At 70.1% G+C, this 12,699-nt stretch carries 11 protein-coding genes, 1 tRNA gene and 1 pseudogene; 7 read left to right on the forward strand and 6 right to left on the reverse strand.

Annotation, left to right across the window (positions count from 1 at the left end; translation table 11 throughout):
- Positions 1-4: 4 nt before the first annotated feature.
- The 4 genes from GWK61_RS30150 to GWK61_RS30165 all read left to right on the forward strand — a co-directional run bounded on the left by GWK61_RS30150 (position 5) and on the right by GWK61_RS30165 (position 3,936).
- On the forward strand, positions 5-919 hold the full coding sequence (locus tag GWK61_RS30150; protein ID WP_194914445.1) for a carbohydrate ABC transporter permease: 915 nt from the start codon (positions 5-7) through the stop codon (positions 917-919).
- On the forward strand, positions 916-1,872 hold the full coding sequence (locus GWK61_RS59875; protein WP_323747820.1) for a carbohydrate ABC transporter permease: 957 nt from the start codon (positions 916-918) through the stop codon (positions 1,870-1,872). Before GWK61_RS30150 ends, GWK61_RS59875 begins: the two co-directional genes overlap by 4 nt.
- 76 nt (positions 1,873-1,948) lie before the next feature.
- Positions 1,949-2,929, forward strand: coding sequence for a Gfo/Idh/MocA family protein (locus GWK61_RS30160; RefSeq protein ID WP_194914447.1), 981 nt, complete (start codon positions 1,949-1,951; stop codon positions 2,927-2,929).
- 17 nt (positions 2,930-2,946) lie between these two features.
- Positions 2,947-3,936 (forward strand): Gfo/Idh/MocA family protein, encoded by a 990-nt coding sequence (locus GWK61_RS30165; RefSeq protein ID WP_194914449.1) that lies wholly within the window; start codon positions 2,947-2,949, stop codon positions 3,934-3,936.
- A gap of 13 nt (positions 3,937-3,949) precedes the next feature.
- On the opposite strand, the gene GWK61_RS30170 is transcribed toward GWK61_RS30165, so the two are convergent.
- The gene (locus GWK61_RS30170; RefSeq protein ID WP_323747821.1) at positions 3,950-5,245 is read right to left on the reverse strand and encodes an MFS transporter; all 1,296 of its coding nucleotides are present in this window, start codon (positions 5,243-5,245) and stop codon (positions 3,950-3,952) included.
- Positions 5,242-6,482 (reverse strand): annotated as a pseudogene (locus GWK61_RS30175) (aminotransferase class V-fold PLP-dependent enzyme). Before GWK61_RS30175 ends, GWK61_RS30170 begins: the two are co-directional and overlap by 4 nt.
- Here GWK61_RS30175 and GWK61_RS30180 point away from each other — a divergent pair.
- Positions 6,477-7,859 (forward strand): aminotransferase-like domain-containing protein, encoded by a 1,383-nt coding sequence (locus tag GWK61_RS30180; RefSeq protein WP_194914451.1) that lies wholly within the window; start codon positions 6,477-6,479, stop codon positions 7,857-7,859. The pseudogene GWK61_RS30175 and the gene GWK61_RS30180 overlap by 6 nt on opposite strands.
- Positions 7,860-7,968: 109 nt before the next feature.
- Here the strand turns inward: GWK61_RS30180 and GWK61_RS30185 are convergent, their stop codons facing one another.
- The 4 genes from GWK61_RS30185 to GWK61_RS30200 form a co-directional block, all read right to left on the reverse strand.
- The gene (locus GWK61_RS30185; protein WP_323747824.1) at positions 7,969-10,095 is read right to left on the reverse strand and encodes a S53 family peptidase; all 2,127 of its coding nucleotides are present in this window, start codon (positions 10,093-10,095) and stop codon (positions 7,969-7,971) included.
- A 199-nt stretch (positions 10,096-10,294) separates the two neighbouring features.
- A complete protein-coding gene (locus tag GWK61_RS30190) occupies positions 10,295-10,723 on the reverse strand; it encodes a hypothetical protein (RefSeq protein ID WP_194914460.1) in 429 nt (142 codons plus the stop codon).
- Positions 10,724-10,814: 91 nt separating this feature from the next.
- Positions 10,815-11,390, reverse strand: coding sequence for a hypothetical protein (locus GWK61_RS30195; RefSeq protein WP_194914461.1), 576 nt, complete (start codon positions 11,388-11,390; stop codon positions 10,815-10,817).
- Between the two features lie 121 nt (positions 11,391-11,511).
- Positions 11,512-11,582: transfer RNA gene (locus GWK61_RS30200), tRNA-Gly, on the reverse strand.
- Positions 11,583-11,760: 178 nt separating this feature from the next.
- Between GWK61_RS30200 and dcd the strand changes: the two genes are divergently transcribed.
- Together dcd and GWK61_RS57045 are read left to right on the forward strand one after the other, a co-directional pair.
- Complete coding sequence (dcd, locus tag GWK61_RS30205) at positions 11,761-12,384, forward strand: dCTP deaminase (RefSeq protein WP_194914463.1); 624 nt, start codon at positions 11,761-11,763, stop codon at positions 12,382-12,384.
- 85 nt (positions 12,385-12,469) lie between these two features.
- Positions 12,470-12,699: hypothetical protein (locus GWK61_RS57045; RefSeq protein ID WP_228563181.1), on the forward strand; the 230-nt coding region annotated here is incomplete at its 3' end.

Below are 12,699 nucleotides of genomic sequence, written 5' to 3' on the forward strand. Positions count from 1 at the left end.
GCCCATGACGCGCACGCGCACCGTCGGCGGGGTCCGCGGGGAACGAGACCGGATCTACGTTCCCTACCTGCTTCCCGCTCTGTTGATCTACACCGTCCTGTTCATCGCGCCGTCGGCCGTGACCGTCTGGTACAGCTTCACCAGATGGGAGGGCCTGGGGACGCCGGCCCACTTCACCGGCCTGGCCAACTACCGCGCCATGCTGACCAACCCGGTGTTCCTCACCGCGTTCCGCAACACCCTGATCCTGGTCGTGGTCGGCGGCGTGTTCGTCTTCGCGCTGACCTTCCTCACCATGATCGTGGTGCGCGAGATGCGGGGCCGGGCGTTCGTCCGGTCGGTGCTGTTCGTGCCGAGCATCCTGTCGCCGATCGCGATCGGCACGGCGGTCGGCTTCCTGCTCAACCCGGACGGCGCGCTCAACCGGCTGCTGTCGGACGTCGGACTGCACACGCTGACCCGGGGGTGGCTCGGACCGGATCTCATCTTCAAGTGCATCATCGCGGCGGTGGTGTGGACGGCGACCGGCTTCTATGTGGCGATCATGATGTCCCGGGTCGACGCGATCCCGGAGGAGCTCTACGAGTCGGCGCGGCTGGCCGGGGCGAACCGCGTCGAGCAGTTCCGGTACATCACCTTCCCGCTCAGCCGGGACGCGTTCTCCACGGGCGCCGTGCTGTGGGTGATCGGCTCGGTGAAGACGTTCGAGATCGTGATCGCCTTCACCGGCACCGCCGGGACGCCGCCGGTCCAGGCCCGCAGCGCGGCCGTCGAGCAGTATCTGGCGGTCACCGGCGGGATATCCGGGACGCCGCAGCTCGGGTCGGCGGCCGCCATCGGCGTCGTGATGTTCCTGCTGACCGCCGTGTTCGTGGTGGCGTTGCGGCGGCTGCTGCGGTCGGAGGTGGTGGAGCTGTGAGTCCGGCCACTGATAAGCGCGCCTCCTCAGGCGCCTCTTCAACCCCTGCTGCGGCGTCGGCCGAGGCGCGTCCGGCCCGGGCTCGTCGGCCGATCGACCGGCTGGACACGCTGCTGGGCGGGGCGGTCCGCGCCGGGCTGTGGCTGTGGGTCGGGATGCTGGTGGTTCTGACCCTGTGGGTCGTGGTGTCCTCGCTCAAGACCACGCGGGGGATCTTCGCGGACCCGTTCGGGCTGCCGAAGTCGCCGCAGTGGCGGAACTACAGCGTGGCCTGGTCCGTGTCCGGGTTCGGGCGGGCGGCCTTCAGCTCGGTCGCCGTCGTGGCCGCCGCCGCGCTGCTCACGATGGTCCTCGCCACGCCGGCGTCCTACGTGCTGGCCCGGTCGGACCGGCGCAGCGCCGCGCACGTCGTCACCTACTTCGCCGTGGGCATGGGGATTCCCGCGCAGGCGCTGGTGGTGCCGTTCTTCCTGATGTCCAACGACCTGTCGACGTTCATGACCGAGTGGGTCACGGGATGGTGGGACGACCGGATCTCGCTGGTGCTGATCTACGTCATTCTGTCCCTGCCGTTCACGGTCTACTTGCTCACCATGTACTTCCGATCGCTGCCCACCGAGATCGAGGAGGCGGCCGCCGTCGACGGCGCCGGGCCCACCCGGACCTTCGTGCAGATCATGGTTCCGCTGGCCCGGCACGGGCTGGTGACGGCGCTGGTGCTGAACACCGTGGCGTTGTGGAACGAGACGTTGTTCGTGCTCGTCGTGGTCGGCGACCCGCAGCAGCGGACGCTGCCGGCGACCCTGCTGGGGCTGTACGAGTCGATGCAGTACACCTCGAACTGGGGCGGGCTGTTCGCCGGGATCGTCATCCTGGTGATGCCCATGATCCTGCTCTATCTGTGGGCCGGCCGACGGATCGTCCAGGCCATGACGCAGGGCGCACTCAAGTAGCCAGACCTCTCTTCCCCGTCCATCCCTTCACCCTTCATCGAGTCCTGTCGTCCAGTTCCGAGAGGTGGAATCCGCAATGCTCAAAGTGGCGATCCTGGGTTTCTGGCATGTGCATGCCACGGGGTACGCCGAGATGATCCGCGATCATCCCGGCACCGAGCTGGTCGCCGTGTGGGACCCCGACGCGCAGCGCGGTGTCGAGGCCGCCGAGCGGTGGGGAGTCCCGTTCTCCCCCGACTTGGACATGGTTCTGGCCGGTGACGTCGACGCGGTCGTCGTGACCACGGCGACGGTCGGGCACGCGGACGTCATGGTGCGTGCGGCGGCTGCCGGGAAGCACGTCTTCGCCGAGAAGCTGCTCGGCGTGGATCTCGACGAGGTGGACACGATCGTCGGCGCGGCGCGCGACGCCGGGGTCGCCCTGACGGTCGCCCTGCCGCGTTTGCACGAGCACTACACGCTGACCGTCGACCGTCTGCTGCGCTCGGGCCAGTACGGCGACCTGACGTACGCGCGGATCCGGCTGGCGCACGACGGGTCCATCAAGGACTGGCTGCCCAAGCGGTTCTACGACGCCGAGGAGGCGGTCGGCGGCGCCTTCACCGACCTCGGGTGCCATTCGGTCTACCTGCTGGACCACTTCTTCGGCCGGCTCCCGGTGGCGGTCTCGGCCGTCTACGGCCAGATGACCGGCCGCGGGGTCGACGACAACTCGGTGGTCACCTTCCGCTATGACGACGGCGCGATCGGGGTCGCGGAGACCGGGTTCGTGACCCCCGGCTACAGCCCCTTCACCATCGAACTCCACTGGAACGGCGCGAGCCTGTTCTACGGCTACTCCGGCGACGGCTTCCAGCTGTGGGAGGACGGCCTGCCGGCCGATCTGGAGGCCGCCGAGCGGGACGGTGCGACGCCCTTCGAGCTGTGGGTCGAGCACACCGCCACCGGAACCGTCGACGAAGCCAACCTGAGCGCGGCGCGCAACCTCACCGAGCTGGTGAGCATGGCCAATGCGAGCGCTGCGACGGGCATCGCCGTGTCGCGTGCGCACGAGTGAAAGCCGAAGGGGACATCATGGCGAAGCAGTTGAAGGTCGGGATCATCGGCGCCGGCGGCATAGCCGGCCTGCACGGCGAGTCCTACGCGCAGATGCCCGAAGCCGTGCGGGTCACCGGGGTGAGCGACATCAACCCGGCCGCCGCCGAGGCGCTGTCCGACAAACTCGGCGCGACACCGTACGAGGACTACCACGCGATGCTGGCCGCGGACGTGGACGCCGTCGACATCTGCCTGCCGCACCACCTGCACGCCGACGCGGCCATCGCGGCGGCGCGGGCGGGCAAGCACATCCTGTGCGAGAAGCCGCTGTGCACGACCCCCGAGGAGGCGGCGCGGGTCCGCGAAGCGGTGGCGGACGCCGGCGTCACCCTGATGTGCGCGCACAACCAGCTGTTCCTGCCGTCCGTGGTCACCGCCAAGCAGATCATCGCCGCCGGCGAACTCGGCGACATCTATGAGGTCCGCACCAACGACGCCTTCCGCACCTCCATGACCGCCGAGTCGGCGGGCTGGCGCGCCAGCTCCGCGACCAGCGGCGGCGGCGAGCTCATCGACACCGGCTACCACCCCTCCTACCTGCTCGTGCACCTCGCCGGCGGCCGGCCGGCGCAGGTCACGGCGATGCTCGCGAACCACCGCCTGGGCTTCCTGGACGCCGAGGACTCCGCGCAGGTCCTGGTCCGCTTCGACAACGGCGTGATCGGCAACATCGCGACCAGCTGGGCCTACCAGCCCCCGTCGGACACCGAGCGCTTCTCCGTCTTCGGCTCCAACGGCTCCCTCCGCGGCGGCGCCGAGTGGCTGAGCCTGGAGACGGTCGACGGCGGCTCCCGGGACCGCCGCTTCCCCGCCGTCGACACGTTCACCGCCGAGATCGAGCACTTCGTGCACTGCCTCGCCACCGGCGAGCGGCCGATCCACACCGAGGTCGAGGGATCGGTGGTGCTGGACCTGATCATGGCGGCGTACCGGGCGGCCGACGGCGGCGGGGTGGTCGCCTTGTAAGGACCCTGTTCTCCTAGGCCGGCAGCCCACGCAACCGGCTCACCGGGGAGACCGCCAACGCCACGATCACCGCAGCCGAGAACACGGCAGCGGTGATCAGGGCATTGCGGTCCCCCACCGCGCCGGACAGCAGGCCGGCCGTCAGCCCGCCGAGGGCGCCGCCGCCGAACAGCAGCATGCGGAAGCAGGCGGTCATCCGGCTCAGCAGCGCGGGCGGGGTCGCGGCCTGGCGCAGGCTGACGATCACCACGTTCGCGATCCCGAGGCCGAGGTACGTGGTGAAGAAGGACCCTGTCACCAGCACCACGACCGCCGGCTTCGGGCCGCCCGCCACGGCGATCAGCGTCGGACCGGCCAGCAGCGCCGTCTGGGCCCAGAAGTAGACGCGGCCCAGCCGGAACCGCTTGATCACCCTGCGGGAGACCGCCGCGCCGATCAGGCCGCCGACCGAAGCGGTCGCGAAGACCGCTCCCAGCGTCGAGGCGGCCAGATGCAGATCCTGCGTGCCGTAGAGCAGGAACATCGTCCAGACCGTGATCATCGAGAAGTTGCAGCAGAAGCCGACGAACGCCAGCCAGCGCAGGACGCGCGTGCCGAAGACCCACGCCAGGCCTTCGCGGATCTCGCGGGGCAGGTTCCGCCGCTGTGTGGGGATCGGACGCGGCTCGCGCTTCCGGATCGTCGCGAGCGAGGCGACAGAAATTGCGTAGCTGCACGCGTCCACGATCAGGGCGGTCGGCGCGCTCAGCACCGACACCAGCAGACCGGCCAGCCCCGGCCCTGCGACATCCGAAGCCGACGAGCTCATGCCCATCTTGGCGCTGACCTCGACGTAGCGGCGCTCGTCGCCGTCCACGAGGGTTGGGGCGTAGGGCATCCAGCTGACGTCGAACAGCACCGACGCGACGCCGACCGCGCACGCGATCACAAGCAGCAGCGGCATGGACAAGGCGTGTAGGGCGGCGAGGACGGGGACCAACCCGACCAGGACCATCCGGACCAGGTTCGTGGCGATCATGACGTGCCGGCGTCGGGCGCGGTCCGCCCACGCGCCGAAGACCAGCGCGAGGCCGATGTACGGCACGAGTTGGAGGAAGCGCAGGACGCCGACCTCGGCGTTCGAGGCGTGGAAGGTCGAGATCGCGGTCAGCGGCAGCGCCAGGTTCGAGACCTGGGTGCCGAGCAGCGACACCGTTTCGCCGAACCAGAACTTGAGGAAGTCGGGGTGGTGCCACAGGCTGCGTTCGGGGAAGCCGGGGGAATCAGGCGGGTCTGCGGGGGTCGCTGGGGCTGTGTGCTGGGTGGTCACCGGATGCCCCTTGGATCGGCGAGTTCGGCGACCGCTGCTGCGACGACAGTGACTTCGTCTTCGGTGTTGTAGTAGTGCGGCGACAGGCGCAGGCACCAGTCGACGTCCTTGTCGCCGAAGTCGAACACTGCGAACTCGCGGAAACTCAGCGCGGAGTTGATGCCGCGAGCGTCCAGCGCGGCCTTGAACGGCTGCGGCTGCCAGCCCTCGATCGTGAACGTGACGAGGGCACCGAGCGCCGCGCCTCGCTCCAGGACGCAGATGCCGGGGATCGCGCTCAGCCGCGTACGCAGGTCCGCTGCCAGCGCCAGAGCCCGTGCGCTGCCGGCCTCCACGCCGACGTCCTCGGCGTAGCGCGCTGCCGCCGCGCAGCCCAGGACGGTCGCGTATGGGAACTCCCAGTCCTCGAAGCGTGCCGCGGTCTCAGCAGGCTGATAGCGGTCCGGCGCCACCCAGCGCGAGCCGTGCATGTCGATGAACAACGGCTCGTATCCGGCGTCCAGAACCCGGTCGGACACGTACAGGAAGCCCGATCCCCGCGGTCCTCGGAGGTACTTGCGGCAGGTCGCGGTGAGCAGGTCGCAGCCGATCGCCTCGACGTCCACCGGGATCTGGCCCACCGACTGGCAGGCGTCCACCAGGTACAGCAGGTCCAGCTCGCGGCAGTGCCGGCCGATCTCGGCGACCGGCTGGACCAGGCCGGAGTTGGTGGGGATGTGCGTGGCCGCGACGAGCCGGGGCCGGTGCCGCTTCATGAGGCCGGCCATCGCCGTCACGTCGACGCCGCCCTCGGGCGCGTCGGGGGCGTGCACGATCTCGACGCCGAGCCGCTTGCGCAGCGACAGGAACGCGATCTGGTTGGAGATGAAGTCGTTGCGCGTGGTCAGGATGACGTCGCCGGGCTCGAAGGGGATCGCGGACAGGCCGGTGGCGAAGGCGTGCGTCGCGCTGCTGGCGAATGCAATGTTCTGCGGTGCGGAGCCGATGACCGCGCCGATCACCGCGTAGGAGTCTGCAATGGCCTCGGATTGCCGCGCGGCGCCTCGTAGCCGCCGATGCGGGCCTCGAGCTCCAGGTGCTCCAGCACGGCCCGCAGGACCGGCGCCGGGATCAGGCCGCAGCCGGCGTTGTTGAAGTGGACTACTTCGGCACAGCCGGGGGTCTCGGCCCGGAGGGCGGCCACGTCGAGTAGCGCTTCGGTGAGAAGAGGTGTAGCGCTATCATGGCCTTCATGAATGACGATAGCACTATGGTCGCGCTGGCCGACAGTCTCCGCCGGCTCGCGGACCGGCTGGCTCCCGGCGACCGGCTGCCGAGCAGCCGGGAGCTCGTCGCCGAGCACCAGGTGAGCCCGGTGACGGTCTCGCGTGCCATCGCGCGGCTGGTCGCGGAGGGTGTGGTCGTCACCCGGACCGGGAGCGGGACGTTCGTCGCGTCCCGGGCCCGCCGCGAAAGTGCTATCGCCGACACCGCCTGGCAGACGGTAGCGCTCGCCGACCGCTCCGTCGGCACCGACCAGATCACCGCCGCCCTGGGCCCGTCGCCCGAGGGCACGATCCTGCTCGACGGCGGATACCTGCACCGCTCGCTTCAGCCGACCGGGCTGCTGGGTTCTGCGTTGGCGCGCGCGGCACGTCGGATCGACGCGTGGGATCGCGCCCCGGTCGCCGGGCTGGAGGCGTTGCGGGCGATGTTCGCGCGCAACGTCGGCGGTGGGGTGACGGCGGAGGACGTGCTGATCACCTCCGGAGGGCAGGGCGCGCTGTCGATGGCGTTCCGCGCGCTCGCGGCCCCGGGCAGCCCGATTCTGATGGAGTCGCCGACCTATCCGGTCGCCATCGAGGCGGCCCGCGCCGCCGGTCTGCGGCCGGTCCCGGTTCCGCTCGACGACGACGGGATCCGGCCCGACCTGCTGGCCGACGCGTTCGCGATGACCGGCGCGCGGCTGCTGTACTGCCAGCCGACGTTCCACAACCCCACCGGTACGGTGCTGGCGGCGGAGCGTCGGCGGCAGGTCGTCGACATCGCTCGGGCCGCCGGCTCGTTCCTCGTCGAGGACGACTTCGCCCGCCACCTCGGCCACGGCGGGCCGGTGCCGCCGCCGCTGGTCTGGGACGACCGCGACGGGACGGTCGTGTACGTCACGTCACTGACGAAGCCCGCCGCGCCGAGCCTGCGCATCGGGGCGCTGGTGGCCCGCGGCCCGGTGCTGGAGCGGCTGCGCGCGCTGCGGCGCGTCGATGACTTCTTTGTGGCGCGGCCGATGCAGGAGGCCGCGCTGGAGATCCTGGGCTCACCGTCCTGGGACCGGCATCTCAGGACACTGAGCGCTGCGTTGCGGGAGCGCTGCGCGTCGGCTGCCGCGGCGGTGGAGATCGCACGCCCGGACTGGACACTGACCCGGATTCCGGCGGGCGGACTGCATCTGTGGATCCGGCTCGCGCCCGGCGAGGACGACCTGGCGGTGGTCCGTGGCGCGCGGAGCCGTGGAGTCGCGGTGAGCCCCGGTCGCGGCAACTTCGCGGCCGAGGCGCCCGCGGCGTACATCCGCGTCGGGTTCGCCGCCGCCGCGGATCATGCCGAGCTGAGCGAGGGGATCAGGCGGCTCAGGTGATCGCCGTGTCGGCGCAAACGGAACTGCCGGGGTCCCCGAAGGGACCCCGGCAGCGATCAGCGTCGACGGATCTCGCCGCCTACCCGAACGGCGCTTACCGGAACGACGCTTACCGGAACGACGTCAGGTACCAGGCGTTCGGGGTTCCGACGCCGGTCGCGTTGTCGTAGCCCTTCGTCGCGTGCAGGTCGACGCCCTGGCCGAACTGCCGCAGCGCGGGCGCCGTCGTGCTGCCGCGCACCACGGCCAGCGGCCCGTTCGTGCGCGGGTGGTCGGTCACGTCGGTGAACAGGCCGAAGGTCGCGCGCAGGTAGATCTCCGGGTTCGCGAAGCCGATCGGTCCGCCCTGCGCCTGCTGCGCGTCGGCCTGGATGCCGACGAACGTCGGGGCCGCCAGGCTGGTGCCGCCGATGCGCGACTCGGCGTAGGCGGTGGAGCCGTCCGGCAGCTGCTGCGTGTAGCCCTGCAGGAAGCCGGTGCTCGGGTCGCCGTAGGCCGCGACGTCCGGGACCACGCGCTTGGGCGAGGTCGCGGTGCCGTTCAGCAGGGTGCTGGACAGCGAGGCCGGGACCAGCCAGCTCTGGTACCAGGGCTGCGCGAACACGTCGCTGGTGCCGCCGCCACCGCCGTACAGGTACGACGCGGGCGTCCAGGCCGAACCGCCGGTCGCCAGCGCCGACGTCGAGGTCTGCCACGAGGTCTGGAACTGGATCCGCTTGTCCGCACCGATCGCGATGCTGGTCCCGCCGACCGAGGTCACCCACGGCGAGGAGGTCGGGTACTCGGCCTGCGACCGCGAGGATCCGGCGCCGGCGCCGCAGCCGCTGGCCGGGTTGTCGTCGCTGCAGTCACCGGCCGAGAAGTAGAAGCCGATGCCCTCGGCGGCGCCCTTCTGGAAGGTCTGCTCGTAGACGTTGATCAGCGCCGGGTCCAGGTCCACCGGGTTGCCCGACGGGTCCAGGAAGTGCATCAGCTCGCCCCACGAGTTGGACACCATGTCCGCCAGGTGGTGGTCGACGACCAGCTGCAGCGAGTCCAGCAGGCCGCCGTTGGCCGCGACGCCGCCGCCGGCGGTGTCGAAGCAGGAGTTCGCCCCGATGTAGAGCACCTTCGCGTCGGGCGCCATGCCGTGCACCGACTCGACGTCCAGCGCCTCCTCGCCGGCCCAGCCGGCGGGCTGGCCGCACGCAGCCTGGTCGGTCCACTGGCCCGGGGTGACGATCTCCGAGTACTGACCCGGCCGGAACGGCTTGTCGCCGTGCCGGGCCGCGTACTCGTCGGCGTCGGCCTTCATGCTCGGCAGGCCGTAGGCGTCCAGGACCGCGACGGTGACGCCCTTGCCGGTCAGGCCGGTGCTGGTGACGCCGTAGGCGCCGCGCACCTGGGTCGGCGTGTAGCCGCAGACCGCCCACGGGACGGACTGGCCGTTCAGCGCCGGCAGGCCGGTCGCGAGCTTCTGGCCCTGGTAGTCCGAGCAGGGCGTGGTGCCCAGGTAGGGGACGCCGCCGGGGGAGACCGAGGCGGTCTTCTTGTCCTTCGCGTCGGTGCCGTTGGTGCCATCAGTGTTGTTCGGCTTGTTCGCCGTCCGGTCCTGCGACAGCCCGACGATGCCGATGATCGCGGAGCGCACGCCAGCCGGGACGCTGACGTCGCGCGAGGGCGCGCGCAGCGTGCCGTCGGACGTCGCGTACTCGTGGAACGAGGTGTTCAGGGCGGCCGCGACAGCCGCGGTGCTGCCCTGCACGGCTATGTAGTCCTCGGTCTGCCCGGTGACGGTCAGTCCGGCCCCGCCCAGCCACGTCTTGACCGCCGCGACCTGCTCCGCACTGGCGCCGAACCGCGCCTGGATCTGCTCCGGCGTCAGGAAGTGCCGGTACGCCGCGCTCTTGGGATCGGCGACCGACCGCGCGTAAGCGGCCAGCCCCTGCGGATCCCGCCCGGCCAGGTACACCCGCACCGCCAACGGCGCCGCAGCCGGCGCCGCACCGCGATCGGCACTCGCCGAAGCCCACGTCGGCTTCGAACCGGGCAGCGTGTCGGAGGTGGCGGCATGCGCGGCCCCGGCGCCGATGAGGAACATCGAGCCGGCCGCCAACGTGCCGGCCATCGAGACGGCGGCGGCGACCCGCCCGCCCTTGCGTGATTCCTTGCGTGATTCCTTGCGCGATCGGGATCCCCGCGGAGATTCCTCGAACGATTCATGGAGGCGAGAGGTCGCGTTTGTGGGATTTGCCACGGAGAGCTTCCTTCGTCGAAGCGGCACCCCGCGGGTGCCAACGGTGGCGGCGCCCACGGTGTGCGCAGCGGCGGATCATCCGGCTGCGTCGCTGATTCTGACGATGAACGGAGGGTTGCGACAGGGGGCGTAGATCACGGAATGGCAAACAAAGTGAGGGTGAAATGCGCGAAGCAGGCTTATGTCCCAAGCGAGACAATCAGCCATCGCACTCGCGGTCGGAGCGATCGGAGCGGTCGGAGCCCTCGCCGCAGTCGGGCGAGTCGGCGGGGCCGGGCGAGCCAGCATCCGAGGCCCCGACAGCATCGGCGCATTCCCGCCGCCCGAGACTCCCCCGATCCAACGGACCGGTGTTGGCCAACTCCAGCTTGATCGACAGCTCGTCGACGACTTCCTCCAGCGTCCGCCCCGTCGCCGCGGCATTGTCCTGCGCGAGCGCGGCGAGCAACTGCACGGCGGACAGCAGCGTGTGCCGAACATCCGATCCGGGAGCGTCCTGATGAACGTCGAGCCCGAGCTCGCGGTGCATGGCGGCCATCGAGACCGGGCCCTGGTGAACAAGGATTCTGAGAAGGGTGAGAACGATCCGTGGGTAGTCAAGCCCGAAGTAGCGCCGCGGTTCCGTCACGGATCCATACTCGCACAAAAGTTCGAACGACAGGGCCCGCTTTCCCCACGGCATTGAGGCGGGGTCCCGTGGCGGCGTGAGCGGCAGGTGCTCAGCGCCGGCGTTTGCGACGAAGCCTGCTGCGGGCCTTGTTCTTGGTGGGGTCCCCCTGCCTGGCGAGGACGGCCTCGGGGTTGGCAAGGCGCCAGGCTGCGTCGACAGCCTTCACCTGGAGCTGAAAGTCGGGGCGATTGGTGCTCACGATCCCCGGAAGGAACTGGCCGTGCCCGCCCGACACCGCGCGCAGCCCCTTGGTCGGCATGCCCATTCCGTAGGACACGGCGTCGACCCAGAGATAGTCGACCTCCGACCAGGGCAAAAGACGCGGACGCCGACACGGCTTGGCGATGAGCAGGCCGTCCTCCCGTATGCGCGTCGTGCCCAGGTACGTGGGGGCGCCCAGCAAGGTGAGGAACGTCGCGAGCGTCATGGCGACAACCGCAGTCGTCACCGCCATCACATCGAACCGCGCAACGGACACCCCGTCCCTGGGAGCGACCGTATGCGCGGTCACGAGCGCACTGACGGCCAAGACGGCACAGAACCCCAGGAACAACCCCAGGAAGCCAAAGATCATGACACGAGTCGCCCGGCCTGCACGGATCGTGATTTCCCCCGATGGAACCATGCGTCGAGGGTAGGTCCGGCCACCGCAGACATCAACGTCGTGCCAGGTCCGGGCGCAGGAACGTAAAAACACTGAGAGCCCGGGCGCCGGAAATCCGGTCTACCTGGGCTCTAACCATCTGAGCGGGCGACGAGAATCGAACTCGCGCTCTGAGCTTGGGAAGCTCATGTTCTACCATTAAACTACGCCCGCACACGCACCCACCGGCGGGAATCCGCCCGGCGAGCCGCCGTATGAGCGCCAACTGTACCTGATGGCTCGGGAGCGCGTCACGGAGGTTGCCGGTGTGGGGTCGCGGGGGTGCGTCGCGGTTGTTGCGGATGCCGGGGCCCGGCGTGGGGTGCGGCGGGGACACGGTAGCGTGGGGGGCGTGTTGCTCTCAGATAAGGACATTCGGGCGGAAATCGGGGTGGGCCGGGTAGTCCTGGACCCCTTCGAACCTGCGATGGTGCAGCCCTCCAGTGTGGATGTGCGGCTGGACCGGTTCTTCCGGGTGTTCGAGAACCACCGGTATCCGTACATCGATCCGGCGCAGGAGCAGCCTGAGCTGACGCGGATGGTGGAGCCGGATGGGGACGAGCCGTTCATTCTGCATCCGGGGGAGTTCGTGTTGGCGTCGACCTATGAGGTCGTGACGCTGCCGGAGGATCTTGCTGCGCGGTTGGAGGGGAAGTCGAGCCTCGGGCGCTTGGGGTTGCTGACGCACTCCACGGCCGGGTTCATCGACCCCGGGTTCTCCGGGCATGTGACGTTGGAGCTGTCCAATGTCGCGACGCTGCCGATCAAGCTGTGGCCCGGTATGAAGATCGGGCAGCTGTGCTTCTTCAAGCTGTCGTCGGCCGCCGAGAATCCGTACGGGTCCGCCGTCAACCAGTCGCGGTACCAGAACCAGCGGGGGCCGACGCCGTCGCGGAGCTACATGAACTTCCACCGGACCGACATCGCCAAGGCCGACAAGCTCGTCCAGGAGCGGTCCGAGGACTTCGCCGACTGAGGTCGACGGGGGGCGCCCGGCGCCAACCGGGTGAATCTGAGCCCGGATACGTATAGCCCGACCCGCCTGCTGACACAGTGACGATGTGGTCGCATTGTCAGTTCGTTGGCCCTTTGCCCGTTCCGCGGACCAGCCCGCCGCGCGGCCCGACCGCCTGCTCCGGGACAACCCGGTGCTGCTGCTGTCCGCGCTCCAGGGTCCGGATACGGTCGCGGGGCTGGTCGCGATGTGGAATCCGGGCTGGGGGCCGGCGGCGGGGGCGTCGGACGCGGCCCAGGCGCAGCCCGCGCCCCTCACCTCAGCCCAGGCAGCCAC

The organism is Catenulispora rubra, from assembly GCF_015356825.1.
Lineage (GTDB): Bacteria > Actinomycetota > Actinomycetes > Streptomycetales > Catenulisporaceae > Catenulispora > Catenulispora rubra.